At 50.5% G+C, this 16077-nt stretch carries 14 protein-coding genes; 9 read left to right on the forward strand and 5 right to left on the reverse strand.

Translation table 11 applies throughout. From position 1 onward, the window contains the following. Nucleotides 1-421 precede the first annotated feature (421 nt). The 4 genes from C1A11_RS07895 to C1A11_RS07910 all read left to right on the forward strand — a co-directional run bounded on the left by C1A11_RS07895 (nucleotide 422) and on the right by C1A11_RS07910 (nucleotide 3955). Entirely contained in the window at nucleotides 422-1471 is a 1050-nt protein-coding gene (locus tag C1A11_RS07895) for a 3D domain-containing protein (RefSeq protein WP_102049939.1), read from the forward strand. Between the two features lie 171 nt (nucleotides 1472-1642). Further along, a complete protein-coding gene (locus C1A11_RS07900; RefSeq protein WP_242965872.1) occupies nucleotides 1643-2623 on the forward strand; it encodes a carbohydrate kinase family protein in 981 nt (326 codons plus the stop codon). A 165-nt stretch (nucleotides 2624-2788) separates the two neighbouring features. Further along, the gene (locus tag C1A11_RS07905; RefSeq protein ID WP_102049941.1) at nucleotides 2789-3163 is read left to right on the forward strand and encodes a hypothetical protein; all 375 of its coding nucleotides are present in this window, start codon (nucleotides 2789-2791) and stop codon (nucleotides 3161-3163) included. Nucleotides 3164-3421: 258 nt separating this feature from the next. Then, entirely contained in the window at nucleotides 3422-3955 is a 534-nt protein-coding gene (locus tag C1A11_RS07910; protein ID WP_102049942.1) for an inorganic diphosphatase, read from the forward strand. Between the two features lie 65 nt (nucleotides 3956-4020). On the opposite strand, the gene C1A11_RS07915 is transcribed toward C1A11_RS07910, so the two are convergent. Continuing rightward, entirely contained in the window at nucleotides 4021-6906 is a 2886-nt protein-coding gene (locus C1A11_RS07915) for an EAL domain-containing protein (RefSeq protein WP_180950287.1), read from the reverse strand. A gap of 234 nt (nucleotides 6907-7140) precedes the next feature. Continuing rightward, complete coding sequence (locus tag C1A11_RS07920) at nucleotides 7141-8547, reverse strand: Sapep family Mn(2+)-dependent dipeptidase (RefSeq protein ID WP_102049944.1); 1407 nt, start codon at nucleotides 8545-8547, stop codon at nucleotides 7141-7143. 194 nt (nucleotides 8548-8741) lie between these two features. Here C1A11_RS07920 and C1A11_RS07925 point away from each other — a divergent pair, with 194 nt between their 5' ends. From C1A11_RS07925 to C1A11_RS07935, 3 genes are all read left to right on the forward strand, one after another. Then, nucleotides 8742-9101, forward strand: a complete 360-nt coding sequence (locus C1A11_RS07925) for a NusG domain II-containing protein (RefSeq protein ID WP_102049945.1) — start codon at nucleotides 8742-8744, stop codon at nucleotides 9099-9101. Between the two features lie 219 nt (nucleotides 9102-9320). Continuing rightward, nucleotides 9321-11105 carry a Na/Pi cotransporter family protein gene (locus C1A11_RS07930; protein ID WP_102049946.1) on the forward strand — a complete coding sequence of 595 codons (1785 nt, stop codon included), beginning with the start codon at nucleotides 9321-9323 and terminating at the stop codon, nucleotides 11103-11105. Between the two features lie 100 nt (nucleotides 11106-11205). Next, nucleotides 11206-11967, forward strand: a complete 762-nt coding sequence (locus C1A11_RS07935; RefSeq protein ID WP_102049947.1) for an SDR family NAD(P)-dependent oxidoreductase — start codon at nucleotides 11206-11208, stop codon at nucleotides 11965-11967. 152 nt (nucleotides 11968-12119) lie between these two features. On the opposite strand, the gene C1A11_RS07940 is transcribed toward C1A11_RS07935, so the two are convergent. The 3 genes from C1A11_RS07940 to C1A11_RS07950 all read right to left on the reverse strand — a co-directional run bounded on the left by C1A11_RS07940 (nucleotide 12120) and on the right by C1A11_RS07950 (nucleotide 14027). Next, a complete protein-coding gene (locus C1A11_RS07940; protein WP_242965873.1) occupies nucleotides 12120-12752 on the reverse strand; it encodes an HflX GTPase family protein in 633 nt (210 codons plus the stop codon). A 130-nt stretch (nucleotides 12753-12882) separates the two neighbouring features. After that, entirely contained in the window at nucleotides 12883-13440 is a 558-nt protein-coding gene (locus C1A11_RS07945) for an HflX-like GTP-binding protein (protein WP_102049949.1), read from the reverse strand. 11 nt (nucleotides 13441-13451) lie between these two features. Next, nucleotides 13452-14027: a GNAT family N-acetyltransferase gene (locus C1A11_RS07950; RefSeq protein WP_102049950.1), complete on the reverse strand. Its 576-nt coding sequence runs from the start codon at nucleotides 14025-14027 to the stop codon at nucleotides 13452-13454. Nucleotides 14028-14274: 247 nt separating this feature from the next. Here C1A11_RS07950 and C1A11_RS07955 point away from each other — a divergent pair, with 247 nt between their 5' ends. After that, the gene (locus C1A11_RS07955; protein WP_102049951.1) at nucleotides 14275-15129 is read left to right on the forward strand and encodes a phosphate ABC transporter substrate-binding protein; all 855 of its coding nucleotides are present in this window, start codon (nucleotides 14275-14277) and stop codon (nucleotides 15127-15129) included. A gap of 78 nt (nucleotides 15130-15207) precedes the next feature. Then, nucleotides 15208-16077, forward strand: coding sequence for a phosphate ABC transporter permease subunit PstC (gene pstC / locus C1A11_RS07960; RefSeq protein WP_102049952.1), 870 nt, complete (start codon nucleotides 15208-15210; stop codon nucleotides 16075-16077).

Below are 16077 nucleotides of genomic sequence, written 5' to 3' on the forward strand. Positions count from 1 at the left end.
AGCCCTTTGAATATAGTATAATAATGCAACATAATGTTGGAAAAATGAGAAAAATGGCGACTGGAACGAGCAAAAGCAAGATATGATGAATATAAGGCTGTATATCTATGCGAAAGGCGGTTTCGCGAACCACAACCAGCAATTTGGGCGTTTTTTCGCTTTGACGAAGGGGGTCCCACTTTGATAAAATCTTCAGTATCCTCGTTGAGAAGCAATTGTTTACGAAAAAAATAATTCGCCAATACTGAGGTCAATGCGGTATCTAACCGCGGATGCGCCATAGATCCATCTAAAAAGATGGTGGCAAAAGCTTCACCGGTGTTCCTTTCGGTGAGGCCGATTTACTACGACGGGCCGATTTTCCCGTCACCAGGGTGCTGACTGGCACAGCGCTCGGGTTTCAACTTTAAGGAGTGAATGAATGACCAGACTGAAAATTTATCTGCGCGAGCGTATACGCCATATTCCTGCAAGGGCCTATGCGGTAACCCTTTGCACAGCGGCGCTCTGCTGCAGCCTGCTTGCCCTGTATCTGACCCTCAATATTGTGGTGGTTACGGATTCGGAGGGCAGTAGGAAAATGTTGCTCACCCCGTCTGAAGACCCCCAGCGACTGATGGAGCTTTCGGGAATTTTGGCAGGCGAGCATGACGATGTACTTTATACCTCATACAATGGCAATGTAGCAAGTTTAACCATTCAGCGTGCATTCCCCGTTTATGTAGAAGCTGATGGCGAGGTGCGTACTGCTTACCTGACCTCTGGCACTGCAGAAGATGCTATAGAGCAGGTGGGAGCCGAGCTCGGTGAGCACGACTACGCAACCCCTACGCTTTCTACCGTGCTTTCAGAGGGCACAACCGTTGAAATCCACCGTGTGGAATATGTAGACAGTGTCACCTATGAAAGTATTCCGTCCCAGGTTGTATATGAACAAACCAGCCTGCTGAATCGCAACAAACGTAAAACGTATGTAATGCAAGAAGGCAGCGAAGGCCAGAGGGAGATTTTGACCCGCCAGCGCGTTGTAGACGGCGAGGTGGAATCTGCCGAAATCGTGAGCGATACCGAGGTTGTGCCAGCACAAGATACGGTAATCATGAGTTATGGCGCAGGTGTTCCCGTATCCCAAATGGCGGCACCCGCAGGGGTGACGGTTTCTAACGGAGTGCCCAGCAGCTACCGCCAGGTGCTGACCGGGCGTGCAACAGGTTATTCTGCAAGCCGCGGGCGCGGGGCCTCTGGCCTTGGCCTGTTTGAAGGAACGGTTGCAGTAGACCCTTCTGTAATCCCTTATGGCAGTTTGCTCTATATCACTTCCACTGACGGTCAGTTCGTTTACGGGTTTGCCATCGCGACTGACACCGGCACTGCAATGCAGCAGGGCCATGCATTGGTCGACCTGTTTTACGGCAGCTTTTTGGAAGCACGACTTAACGGCGTACGCAATGTAAATGTGTACGTGATTTAAGAAAGCACTGCGCAAGCTATGGATGGTATCATCTGATGCTTGGTAGCTGTGCCCCTATTCTTAAATACGAGGCTCCGGCTTGAATATTTTCAAGCCGGAGCTTTTGTTTTGTCCTAAAGCATGCTACAATGGCAAAATAGAGCCTGCACCTAGCCGGAAAGGATGAAAAAGATGAATTCGAAAGTTACTGCCATCGGGGAATTGCTGATTGATTTTATCCCTCAAACCCAAGGCCTGCCTTTATGTGATGTAGCAAGCTTTACCCGCGCGGCGGGTGGCGCGCCTGCTAACGTCGCGGTGGCAGTGGCGCGGCTTGGTGGCGATGCCGCAATGATTAGCCAGGTGGGCTATGATGCATTCGGCACGCATCTTTTGAATGTGCTGGCCGATGCGGGTGTCGAGACCAGCGGGGTGTTCCGTACCCATAAAGCAAACACCGGCCTCGCATTTGTTTCGCTCGATAGCAATGGCAACCGTGACTTTAGTTTTTACCGCAACCCAAGTGCTGATCTCTTCCTCGCACCGGAGCAGTTGAGCACTTCGCTTTTTGAAACGACAGGCATTCTGCACTTTTGTTCGGTAGATTTGGTAGATGCACCGGTCAAGGCGGCACACCGAAAAGCCATCGCATTGGCGAAAGCAGCAGGGGCATTGATTAGCTTTGACCCTAACGTTAGGCTGCCGCTCTGGGCTTCTCCGGCGGACTGTGTAAGTGCGGTGCACGAGTTTTTGCCTGCTGCGGATATTGTAAAAGTTTCGGATGACGAACTGGAATTTTTGTTTGCAACCAAAGACCCTGCACTGGCGGCAATGCAGCTGCTGGGGCAGGGGGCGTGCGCTTTCCTATACACCAAAGGGGCGCAGGGGGCAGAGCTGTTTACCTGCGCCGGGCATACAGCTGTTCCCGGCTACCCTGTAGAGGTCGTGGACACTACAGGTGCAGGCGATGCTTTCATGGGCGCGTTTCTATGGCAGCTTGCAGCGCGCAAAATCGACAAACAAAAACTGAACTGCATGGTCGAAGATCAGCTGCGGGAACTGCTGGAATTTGCCTGTAAGTATGGTGCGTGCACAACCACACGGCCCGGGGGTGCGGCTGCAATGGCCAATCGCGAAGATTTTAAGGCTTTTTGCAAGACTTATTCTCGCTAGATAAACGAGAAGTATAAGCGACCACGCGGTCTGCAAATATCATATTTGACGAATCAACGGAAATACTAACAGCACCTGCAATTTCTTCGAAGTGAGGTCATGCATTCATGTTTTCGCTTTGCTCGAAGAGATTGATGAGCAATTGCTGAAAGGAGATTCGATTTTATGAATTCGTCACAAGAATTCCACCCCTCTAAATCTCGCTTTAATGATGGACGCAGCACACTTTCCAGCTTCGTCCAGGGCGAGCCGGATCATCTTCCGAACCAAACCCAAAATAAAGCTACAAATGACGTGGAAACCTACGAGGGTCGCCCCGCTGTGCTGAAAACCAGCGAATCTGGCGCGCAAAACACTGTTGGCAGTAATGCCATTGATTCTTCACGCCGGCACACGGCCGCGATCGCTTCTGGCGAGCTGAAGGGGGAAGAGCATTACACCCAGTTTGCAGATACCCCGGCAGGCAAAGGCCACGCACAGGAGTGCGATGAGCAGGTAGAAAGCCGCATGATTAGCAAAGAAGAGTTTCCGCAAGGCTAACTCTGCCCGTAAAAAAGCGCCCCTTGTGTTTGATGCACAGAGGCGCTTTTTGCTTTTTAGAAAATAATAGGTGTGTTTTTGCCATAAAAACACCTGAAAAACGCGCCGGGGAAAGAACCCGGAAAAATACAAGCCAGAATTACAATTTGAAAACAGTGTGGCCTTTTTTACTTGCGCGCGGCGGTTCAGAATGTTATACTGAGACAAACCAAGGCGCGGCCGCAAGGCATGGATGCCGCAAAAAAAGGAGTTGTCCTCATGAGCAATATCTGGCACGATATCAACCCTTCCCGCATTAGCCCGGAAGATTTTATCGCCGTAATCGAAATTGAAAAAGGCTCGAAGAACAAATATGAGCTGGATAAAGAGACCGGTCACATTATTCTTGACCGTATTCTCTATACTTCTACCCACTACCCTGCAAACTACGGTCTGATTCCCCGTACCTATGCAGACGATGGTGACCCATTGGATGTGCTTGTGCTTTGCAGTGAAACCATTCACCCGCTGAGCCTGGTGCGTTGCTACCCCATCGGTGTGATGAAAATGCTGGACGGCGGAAAGCTTGACGAAAAAATCATTGCGATTCCGTTTGAAGATCCCACCTACAACGGCTATACTGACATTGATCAGCTGCCGGGCCACATTTTCAGCGAGATGCGTCACTTCTTTAGCGTTTACAAAAATCTCGAAAACAAAGAGACTGTTGTTAACGATGTGTCTAACGCCGAAGAAGCAAAGAAAATCATTCAGAAATGTCTCGATGCTTATATTGAAAGATACTGCCGCTAAAAGAAATAGAAAAGCTGCCGCGAAACTTCGCGGCAGCTTTTTTTATTTGTTGGGGAAGACGGCAATCAGCAGATGCTCTGCGCGTCAAAATGATCCATAAAATCCAGTGCTTCATCTGCAACCATCGGCCGTGCGAATAAGAAGCCTTGTGCCATATCGCAACCGATCTGTTGCAAAAAGCTTACCTGCGCCGTAGTTTCAACACCTTCGCAGATGACTTCGATACCCAGCAGTTTTGCAAGTTCGATGGTCTTTTCAATAACGACTCGCTTTTTAGGATGCGAGTCAGACTGTAGCAAAAAGCTTCGATCCAGCTTGATGGCATCTACCGGGAAGTTGGTGAGGGTGTTCAGCGAAGAATAGCCGGTGCCGAAATCATCCAGCGAGAGCCGGATGCCTTTGCGGCGCAGCTGGCCGAGCACCAAACGCACGTTGTCGGTTTCTTCCACAAACAGCGTTTCGGTAATCTCAAACTCCAGCAGTTGCGGCGGAATGTCATATTTGCGCAATAGCTCGAACACATGGGGCAGATAATTCTTTTGGAAAAACAGATAACGCGACTGGTTAATCGAGATAGGGGTAACAGGAAGATCCTTTTTTAAACGGTTTTGTAATAATGCACAGACGCGCTCCAACACATAGAAGTCCAGATGTTCGATAAATCCATTCTTTTCAAAAAGCGGAATATACTCATCGGGTCGAATAAAATTACCAGAGCTGTCAATCCAGCGGGTAAGCGCTTCGCTACCGGTTACTTCCCCGGTGGCGAGATCAATCTTAGGCTGTAGGTAAAGCTGGAATTCCCCGAGCCGCAATGCCTGGGCGGCCCTGTCCTCCATCTCACGCTCGCGGTTCAGCTCTTCCTGCATGGTGTGGCGATACACCGCGTACTCGCTGCAATAGCGGCTCTTTACTGCCCTTGCGGCAAGAGAAGCGTGATCAATATAGGCTTCAATTGGGTGGTTATAAGTGTTGATACTGCAAACCCCGCAATGTACCGAAACCGCCATCGAAGGCAGACCCATCGCAGAAAGGTCGATATGCTCCAGCGACTCGAACAGCTGGGCAAACCGAAGAGGCAGTGCATCTTCGTCTGTACGGTCGCAAAGCAGCACAAACTGGTCTGCTACGCCGTGGGCACAAAGCTCATGCCGGTCTATCTGTTTCAGCAAAATTTCGTTTACGGCGCAAATCAACCGGTCGCCATATTCAAACCCATGTAATTCGTTTATGGTGCGAAATTTATTAATATCTACCGTGATTACGGCATAGCGGGAAGGTAGCGGCGTAAGCAAACGGTGCGCCTCCTGCTTAAAGCAAGCTAGGTTTTTGCCACCGGTCAGCGGGTCGGTGTAAGCAAGCGCAAGCAGTTTGGCAGTACGTCTGCGTTTTACGAACAGAGCAAGCGAAAGTAATGCAAGAAAGACCAGCACCGCAAGTGTTGCAATTGCCGTGAAATTTCTTTCAAACCAGAGGGTAAATGAGGATTCATCTGTGGTATTCGTCCGACGCAGCCAGATCATCGAGGTTTCGGTAGGAGAAATAGAGCTGATTGCCTTATTTAAAATGGAGAGCACTACCGGATCAAGTGTGCGGGAAACGCCTATCGACAGCGGACAGCTGAAGCTGTTGGGCATCAGGTATAGCCCGGCATCCGGGTAATCTTGCAGCAGACGCTCAGCGCCGGATTGCGTATAAGCAATCATATCCACGCTTCCGTTTTCCAATGCCCCTACTATTTCACGGCTCGAATTTAAAGTAAGCAGAGAATAGCCAGCGCAAGTTTCTTCTAAAAAGCTGTGGATGTTTGGTAAGGTCGCAGGCACACCTACGGTAGGGGTGGAGAAGGCTGTGCCTTTTTGTGCCATACCAATCATTACAACAGGAATGGAAAAATAGGCTTGGGTGCAGTTGTTTTCTGTGTTTTCACGAATCGAGGAATTGTATAGGCAGGCACTGAGATCCGGTGCTTTCAGTGCCGGAGAATCTGAAAGGCTTTCCGAAGAAAGGACGCCGGTACGGTAAGTAAACTGGATGCCGCTGCGCTCAGAAATCAGCGCCAGAAATTCGCGAATAGTATCAGTATCGTCAGAGCCGACAATGGATCCAAAGGGAAAGTTGCAGTCTATAACAAGGTGCGGCTTGGTATTCAAATAGGCCTGCTCTTCGGGGGTGAAAACTGGAGTGCTGTAATTTTGGCGTCCATAATAAGTGTTATGTAAATTCGTCACAAAATTGGGGTCGCGTACAAAAAGGCTCGCCATTGCGGTATCCAGCTGAGCCATAATGCCAGCGTTTGCGGAAGAAACCGCAAAATAAAATGGCTGTACCGAAAAATGGGCGACGGTTTTACCATAGGAGGTACCGCTTAAATCGGTATCGATAAAAGCATCAACCACGCCGGTTGCTGCTGCCCGCAAAAGCTGAGCCGTATGATAAAAAAACACCGGTTTAAATGTAAAGTTATTTTGCTCGGCAAATTTTGTGAAATCGTCATTGTAGTCAGAGTCGTAGAGCATTCCAACACGCAGCCCGTCAAACGCAGAAAAGTCATTATAAAGGAGCGAGCTGAAAGGTAGGGTCTGCAGAGTGACTGTTTCGGTGCCAGCGGCAAGGGTAGAAAAAATTAGCCCGTCGGCAGCATCTGCACCGGGGCGTGCACTGCACAGCAAGTCTACTTTTCCGCTTTGCAGCATCGCCGGCAGTTCTGCACGGGGCGCTTCAATATATTGATATTTCCAACCTGTCGTGTTAGAAAGCTCTTGCAGATAGCTGGCCGCATAACCGCGGTAGCCCTGTTCGGTTCGTTCTAAAAAGCCGGGCGAATCAAAATACCCAACCCGAATCGTTCTGGCATTTGCAAAGGCTTGCAAGGGGAAAAGAAGAAGCAATAGACAAACAGTCAGAAGCATTGCGAAACTTCGAAGATGCTTTCGACGGTAAAAAGACATAAGCAAAGTCCTTTCCGACATAATTTTCCAAAACAAGACCACTTGTAAATGATAACACAAAAAAATGACAAAAGGAACAAAATTTTAGTTTAAATATGCTAAGCTTTTGGGAGTCAAAGTAAAATAGCACAAATTGCTTTATACTTTATTAAAATGGAAAAGCACGGCGATTGCATAAAAAAGTGCGCCCCACCTGAGTAGGGCGCGCTTTCATACTTATAAAAACAGAATAGCTTACAGGTCAATCTCCATCAAATCCCATAGGGCAACGATGTAAATCTGCAAAGCACGCATCAGTCGTGCAAGAGAGAAGCCCTCGTTAGCACCGTGGATTGGGCCAATAAAATCGGGGAACACTTCTTTTTCCTCTTCAATGCCGAAGCTGACCGCATTGGGCATGTGACGGGCATAGGTACCGCCACCCATGACAAACGGTTTTTCCTGCTGGGCGGTCACCTCGTTGTAAGCACAAAGCAGTGCCTGAATGGGCGCGCTGTCTGGCTCGATATAGAACGGTGCGTCGCAGCTGCCTTCTACCAATGTGGCACCATGTGCCGCAGCTTTGGCGTGCAGCGTGGTGTTCAGCGTTTCAATATTGGTGGAAGTGGGGAAGCGGCAGTCCATTGTCTGGGTGATGACGCCATCTGCCATAGAGATAGTACCGCCAATGATGGTGAGCGGGGTGAACAAACCATCATCGCTGGCAATACCAAGCAGGCTGCCATCCGGTGCGGCAAACAAATCGTGCAAAAGTTCGAGATAAGCTTTCTCTTCGCTTTTTGCGAGGTCATGATTTAGCAGATAGTCACAGATGCGGCCAATCGCATTGATGGTGCCCTCCGGCAGCGAGGCGTGACCGCCTTTGCCTGTCGCATCAACACGCACACCCTCAGCGCAGTCCGTAAAGGTAAGCCCCTCGGCAGCGGGCAGCTGCGCAGCGCACAGACCCTTCAGCACCGCAAAAGCACGGTCGGGCACTACATTATGTGCAACACCGCCTTCGATGTGGTGCAGTACACCATTGAGCACCGGACTGACAAACGATGCCCCATAAAGGCCCTTTTCACCGTTGCAGACGGGGAAGCTGCCGTCCGGACTAAATGTAAAGTCCGGTGCGGCATGGTTTGCAAGATAGCAGGGGACATCGCCCATACCACTTTCTTCATCGCTGCCCAGCAGCACACGCACTGTGTGGCGCGGGGCGGTGCCGGTTTTGGCAGCCTGTTGCGCAAAGAATTTTGCGGCATAAAGGCCCAGCACAGCGGGACCTTTATCGTCGGCCACGCCGCGGCCAATCAGGTAACCCTCTTTTTCAATCATGCCGAACGGGTCGCTGTCCCAGCCGTTACCCTCGGGTACGACATCCACGTGTGCAATGATGCCGACAGCTTTGCCGCTGGTGCCGGCTACCTCAGCGACGCCCATTACGTCGTCCTCTACCGTAGCGGTAAGGTCGAGTTCTCTGGCGATGGCAATGCCTTCGTCCAAAGCACGGCGAGGGCCTGTGCCAAACGGTGCACCGGGGGCAGCTTCTCCCCGAACACTTTTGATATCCACCAGGCGCTTAATGTCCCGCACGATGCTGCGCTCATTTTGCGCGGCAAACTCTGCCGCTGCCTGCAAAAGCTCTTCTCTTGTCATCTTAAATTCTTCCCTTCTGGAGTAATCACTGCAATGCAGTGTTAGCCCTGCCCGAAAGCGGCAGGAAAATACCGAAAAAACTGCCTTTTAGTATAGCACAACGGTGTGTAGATTGAAATAGAGCGGCAAAGCTCTTATAATAAAAACAGGCGGGGACAAGCACACGATGCCCCTGCCAAGGAAGGAAAACACCCATGAAAGAAAAGAAATGGATGCGGCGCAGCGACTTAATTGTGCTTGCGCTGCTTGTAGTAATCGCAGCGGCGATTGGTATTTATTATGCTGCAAAACCCAAAGGGCCCACAGCCACCGTTACCTTTGCTTCTGGCGCGGCGCAGCAAAAGATACGCTTAGATAAAGATGATGTTTATACTTTTGAAGGAGATAACAATATTATCGTAACACTGCGGGTAGAAAACGGCAGCATCTTCTTCGAAGATTCGCAATGCCCCGACCATCGATGCGAGGGTTTTGGAAAACTGAGCCGAGAAGGGGACTATGCCATTTGTATGCCTGCTGGCGTGTCGGTGAATATTTACGCAGAAAACTCTTGATCTATCCGTATTTTTAGCAGCAACCTTGTAGGTTTCGTGCGGAGTAGATAAATAACCAAAAGGATTTTGTTGATATTTCCGTTTTATCATTTTTTCGTTAAAAACTATACACAGTTTTTACACAAAAATGCTATACTAAACGTGTATCTGTCAAGCAAAGACAATCATTATACGGACAAGCAAAGTGAAGCGTTTGTCCACTGGGGAAGGTAATTGTCAATGAATATCTTTTCGGCTATTTCACTTGCGGGCGGCATTGCACTGTTCCTATATGGCATGAGCATTATGGGCTCCGGCCTTGAAAAACTGGCCGGCGGTCAAATGGAGGGCATCCTTAAAAAGCTCACCTCGACCACATTAATGGCGGTTATTTCGGGTGCGGTGCTGACTGGTTTGATTCAGTCTTCCGCAGCGACCACCGTTATTGTCATCGGCCTTGTCAACTCCGGCATCATGCAACTCTCGCAGGCCATTGGTGTTATTATGGGTGCCAACATTGGTACCACTGTCACCGGCCAGATCATTCGTATGAGTGACCTCAGCGGCGACAGCCTGGTGATGCAGCTGCTGAAACCGACCACTATTGCGCCCATCGTTGCATTCATCGGCGCAATTTTGTATGTGTTTTTCAAAGCGCCCAAAAAGCGCAACATCGGGCAGATTATGCTCGGCTTTGGCATCCTTTTTACCGGTATGTTTACAATGGAAAATGCCGTTGCTCCCCTGCGGGAAAGCGAGCTTTTCCTTTCTATGTTCGCAAAGCTACAAAACCCGCTGCTCGGCATTCTGGCCGGCGCACTGGTGACGATTGCAATTCAGTCGTCTTCGGCTTCGGTAGGTATTTTGCAGGCGCTTTCTACTACGGGGGTTGTTACCTGGGGCAGCGCGATTCCTATTATCCTCGGGCAGAACATCGGTACCTGCTCCACACCGCTTATGGCAGCTATTGGCGCTTCCAAAGGTGCAAAACGCGCGGCAATGGTGCACCTGTACTTTAATGTGATTGGCACTATTGCCTTTATGGGAATACTGTACGGCGTTAAAATGACCATTGGTATTCCGTTTTGGAATGAGGTTATGAACCGCGGCGATATCGCAAACTTCCACACCTTGTTTAATGTCGTGACGACACTGCTCTTCCTGCCGTTTACAAAGGTGCTGGCAAAGCTGGCAATGCTGACGATTCCCGACAGCGAAACCGAGCAGCAGGATTCTGAGATGCCGATTTTGGACGAGCGTCTTTTCAATTCTCCGGCAGTCGCCATCCAGCAGGCACATAGCGCCGTGGAGAAAATGGCATCTCACGCACGGGCCAACTATGCCGTAGCGGTACCGCTTCTGTTCAGCCATGACCTTGAAATTATCACACAGGTCAATGCTCGAGAAGAAATCATCGACAAGCTGGAATATTATATTGCCAACTATCTTGTCAAAGTGTCGGATCATGACCCTTCTGAGGACAACAGCCATGTGGTATCTGAGCTGTTTGCCATGATTACCGAATTTGAGCGCATCGGCGATTACAGCATCAATGTAGTTGAGCGCAGCGGCGAAATTTTCGATAAAGAAATCGTCTTTTCGGCCAGCGCAAAAGAAGAGCTGATGGTGCTGGATGCGGCCATTAAAGAAATTCTGGAGCTTGCGTCCGACAGCTTCCGCCGCGGAGATATCCGGCTGGCAGAGCGGATTGAGCCGCTGGAAGAAACGATTGATACGATGTGCGAGATTTTGCACCACCGCCATATTGAACGATTGAAGAGCGGCAAATGTGCGATTGAAAGCGGTGTGGTTTTCTTAGAGATTATCACCAACCTGGAGCGCATTGCGGACCATTGCTCTAACATTGCCGCACGACTGATTGGCAGTGAGAGCGAAGACGAAGAGTTTGACGCACACGAGCTGCGCCGCCGCCTGCACGATGGACACGTTGAGGGCTACAACGACTTGCTTGCAAGTTATGAGCTGAAATATATTTCGCCCATCCGCGAAGAAATTGTGATTTAATTACTTATCTTTTCAAAGCCGCCGTGGTATACTTCTTTAAAAGTAACCACGGCGGCTTTATTTATACATTTCATTACCGTGGCAGAAGGGATGAGTTATTATGGCAGATGTAACAGGTAAAGTTGTTCTTATCACCGGGGGCGGCAAAGGCATTGGATATGGCATTGCTACGGCTTTTGCAAAAGCCGGTGCGAAAATTGCAATCACCGGCCGCACGGTTGCAACGTTAGAGCACGCAAAGCAGGAGCTGGAGGAGAAATACGGCGCTGAGGTGCTGATGGTGCAGGGCGATGGCGGCGAAGAAGAAACCGTAAACAACATTGTAAAGCAGGTTGTCGACCATTTTGGCGGCCTGGACGTACTCATCAACAACGCAATGGCATCCAAATCCGGCACCAGCTTGATTGACCACACCAAGAAAGATTTTGACCTTGCCATGTATTCCGGTGTGTATGCTACCTTCTTTTATATGAAAGCAGCATTTCCTTATCTAAAAGAGAGCAAGGGCAGTGTGATTAATTTTGCCTCCAGCGCAGGGTTTTCCGGCAAGCCGGGACAAGCCAGCTATGCGGCCTCAAAAGAGGGCATCCGCGGCCTTTCCCGCGTGGCGGCAACCGAGTGGGGCGAGTTTGGCATCAACGTAAACGTGGTTGCCCCGCTGGTTATGACCGAGCAGCTGGAAGCCTGGAGAAAACAGTTCCCGGACGTATATGAAAAAACGATTCAAAATATCCCGATGCAGCGTTTCGGCGATGCGGAAAAAGACATCGGCCGGGTATGCATTTTCCTCGCAAGTGAGGATGCAAAATACATCTCTGGTGAAACCATTGCTGTACAGGGTGGCACCGCACTGCGCCCATAAAGCAGCAGAAAGTCTGTACGACCAAAGAAAAATAAAAACAGCGCCTCAATCGCTTTTGGCGGTTGGGGCGCTGTTTTTTACTTGTAAGAGATAAATGCAATATCGCTTATAGTGACAAATAGGCAGAGCGCCGCCTTACAGCGAACGCCGCACTAAATCAGATAGGGCAGGAAAAGGTGCAGGCTGCGGCGGTCGGCCAGTGCTTTTACGTAAACACCGTCCTCGCGGTACTCTTCCGCAGAAATGCTGCCACCCGAACGCAGCTCTGAAAGCAGCGAGAGCTTATCGTAAGGCAGCAACAGCTCTACCGGGCGCACACGGTCAGCGAGCTTGTGGTCGAGAAACTCGAGCAGCTCGGCAATACCGTCGCCTGTTTCGGCAGAAACAGAAAGCCCATCTGCAGGGGCAAGGTGCAGTTTATCGCATTTGTTGTAAACTACCATTGCGTCGTTTTCGTCTGCGCCAATTTCGTGCAGCACTTCATCGGTAACACGAAGCTGTTCTTCCCGCAGCGGGTCAGAAGCATCCGCTACCTTAAGAATAATGTCAGCATATTTGGCCTCTTCCAAAGTGGATTTAAAAGCCTCTACCAAGCTATGAGGCAAACGGCTGACAAAGCCGACCGTATCTACAAAAACCACGTTTTGCCCACTAGGCAATGTCATTTTACGAGCGGTGGGGTCCAGTGTTGCAAACAGCATATCTTTGCTTTCTACCTCGGCACCGCAAATGCGGTTGAGCAGGCTGCTTTTACCCACGTTGGTATAGCCGACAAGGGCAATCACCGGCACCGCGTTACGGCTGCGGCTGCGGCGGGGTTGGTTGCGGGGCTGCTCAATCTCGGTTTCTTTTACACTACTTCTTGTTTATAAGTAAAAAGGGAAACAGGAAGATGCTTTTTTTTTCATCTTTTTTTTAATTTTTAGATGGGGTCCAACACACATTAGTCCCCTTGTTTTTTAAAATCTTTTTTTTCATCAAGTGGAATATAATCCTCGGGTGGACTAATGCACCGCCGCCGCCCGCGCCACCGCCGCCCTGTCGGGAGAGCGAAGCGCCAAGCCCGGAAAGCCGGGGCAGACGATATTGCAACGTGGCAAGCTCGGTTTGCAGTTTACCTTCGTTTGTAACAGCACGCGCTGCAAAAATATCAAGAATCAGCAGCGTACGGTCCAAGACAGGCAATTCCAATGCTTTTTCAAGGTTCTTAATCTGGGTACCGGTCAGCTCATCGTCGAAAATGCAGTACTCTACCTCATTGGTTTCGCAAAGGGTACGGGCATCAGCAAGCCTGCCCTCACCAAGATAGAGTGCAGTGTCGGGCGCATCGCGTTTTTGGGTGATCTCCAGCACCACCTCCATCTCTGCGCTTTCAGCAAGTGCGCGCAGCTCGCCAAGGCTGCGTTCCAGGTCCCATTTTCCGCAGTCGGCAGCAAAAAGTGCCACGCGGGTTAAAATTTTATCTTCAGTCATATAAAATCCTTTCAGTGGGAGCAAACCGCTCCCGGGTTTTGATTTGCATACAGAGGATTTTGAAGCAGGTAGCATCTGCACACGAATTCGCGTTTATGGTCAAAGCTTTTGCAGCGTGCATCGTGATCATAAACAAAACCGGCGTGTTCCATCACCCGGCCACTGGCAAGGTTGGGTGCCTCGTGTCGGCAGTAAAGCTGCGGCAGCCCCAAGGCGCCAAAAGCAAACTCGACCACTGCGCAAAGCGCCTCGGTTGCATAGCCTTGGTGCCAGTAGGCTCGGCCGAGCGCATAGCCCGGCTCATAGCCGCCGCTTTTTGCCAGCAGCGAAATGCTGCCAATCAGCGTTCCGCTCTCTTTTAAAGTAATGGCCCAATTATAGTAATCCGGCTCTTCGTCATAGGCAAAACACCAGCCCCGCAAAATGTTTGCGGTCTCGGCGGGAGAAGCATGGGGAGGCCAGCGCAAATAACGCGTCACTTCCGGGTCAGCCGCCCAGGTTTGATACATGGTATCTGCATCTTCCGGCACAAACCGGCGCAGCAAAAGCCGCCGGGTTGTCAGTGCCACGGTGCCGCAGTTATTCATTGCGCATTTTCACTCTCTCCTTTATTACAATGTAGAGATATTATATCTTTTTCATCCCTGTTATACAAGTAGACGCAAAAAGAGAGCAGTGTTTTTTGCCCCTGCGGTTTACCTGCGCTTTACAAAAGACATACAAAATCGCGATATTTTGACATGAATAAGTCTGGTAAACTAAAATCGTACCTCAGAAACACGTTAGATAAGCCGCACGATGCGGTTCTGATTACGAAAGGAAAAGGGACAAAATATGAAAAAACTGATTGCTATCGTACTTACCGCTGCAATGGCAGCGACACTTTTGGCAGGCTGCGGCGGCGCCGCATCTTCTTCTGCACCGTCTGCTGGCAGCTCTGCAGCTGGGCAGGCTGCACTTTCCGGCAAGGTTGCAACCAACGGTTCCACTTCGATGGAAAAGGTCATCGGCGCATTGGCTGAGGCTTTTATGATGGAAAACGGCGGCGTCGATGTCACCTATGACCCGACCGGCTCCGGCGCAGGCATCACCGCAGCAACCGAAGGCACCGCAGACATCGGCCTTTCCTCTCGTGGGCTGAAAGACAGTGAAACCGGCCTGACCGCCATCACCGTTGCACTGGACGGCATTGCTATCATCGTCAACAACAACAATCCCATTGCAGACCTCACGGTAGAGCAGATTAAAGGCCTGGCAAATGGCGAAGTGACCAACTGGAAAGAGGTTGGCGGCAAAGATGCGCCGGTCGTTATGATTGGCCGTGAGGCCGGCAGCGGCACCCGCGACGGTTTCGAGTCCATCATTGACGTAAAGGATTCTTGCAAATATGCACAGGAGCTGACCGCTACTGGTGCTATAATCGCAGCGGTGGCAGCAAACGAAAATGCCATCGGCTACGCCAGCCTCTCTGCTGTAGACGACACCGTCAAAGCCATCACCGTAGAGGGTGTAGAAGCTAGTGAGACCACCGTGCAGGACGGCAGCTACAAAGTGCAGCGCCCCTTCAACTTTGTGGTCAAAGAGGGTGCCGAGCAGAGCGCGGCTGTCAAAGCTTTCATCGAGTTTGCTGAAAGCAAAGAGGCTGCCGACATCATCATTGCAGCAGGCGCAGTACCCCTTGCAAAATAAAAAATAAAAATGTGCAGCATACCCCGGCGGTTTCCGCCGGGGCCTTGCCGCCCCATTTACCGAGTGAGGTAGGATCGAATGAAAATTAAAACGGTCACTGAAAAGGTGATGAACACCGTGTTTTTTGCGTGTGGCATCGTTGCTATCGCCTGCGTTGTCATCATCACCGGCTATATGCTTTATGCCGGTCTTCCGGCCATCTTTAAAATCGGCCCGGCCAAATTTCTGTTCGGCACCGAGTGGGCTTCTACTGCGGCTGAGCCGAAATTTGGTATTTTGCCGTTTATACTTACTTCGGTATACGGCACGGCAGGGGCTACCCTCATCGGCGTGCCCATCGGCCTGCTCACCGCCGTCTTTCTTTCTAAAGTAGCCCCGAAAAAGCTGGCCAATGCCGTACGTCCCGCGGTAGAGCTGCTTGCGGGTATCCCCTCGGTGGTTTACGGCTTGATTGGTATGATGGTGTTGGTGCCTTTTGTGGCAAAAACTTTTAACTTAGCCAATGGCACCAGTCTGTTTGCTGCTATCCTCGTGCTTGCAGTTATGATTCTGCCCTCCATCATCAACGTCTCGGAAACGGCGCTGAATGCTGTGCCGCCCGAATATGAAGAGGCGAGCCTTGCCCTTGGCGCGACCAAGATGGAAACCATCTTTAAAGTCAGTATCCCCGCAGCCAAAAGCGGCATTGCGGCAGGTGTTGTGCTTGGCATTGGCCGCGCTATTGGTGAAGCAATGGCAGTTATGATGGTAGCTGGCAACGTGGCAAATATGCCGGAACTGTTTACCAGCGTCACCTTCCTGACCACGGCGGTGTCCAAGGAGATGAGCTACTCGGCAGGGCTGCAGCGTGAGGCACTGTTCTCGATTGCACTGGTGCTGTTCTGCTTCATTATGTTGATTAATTTCCTTTTGAATGCATTGCTGAAACATAAAAAGGGGGGACGCTGA

This window comes from Pygmaiobacter massiliensis, assembly GCF_900199435.1.
Lineage (GTDB): Bacteria > Bacillota > Clostridia > Oscillospirales > Ruminococcaceae > Pygmaiobacter > Pygmaiobacter massiliensis.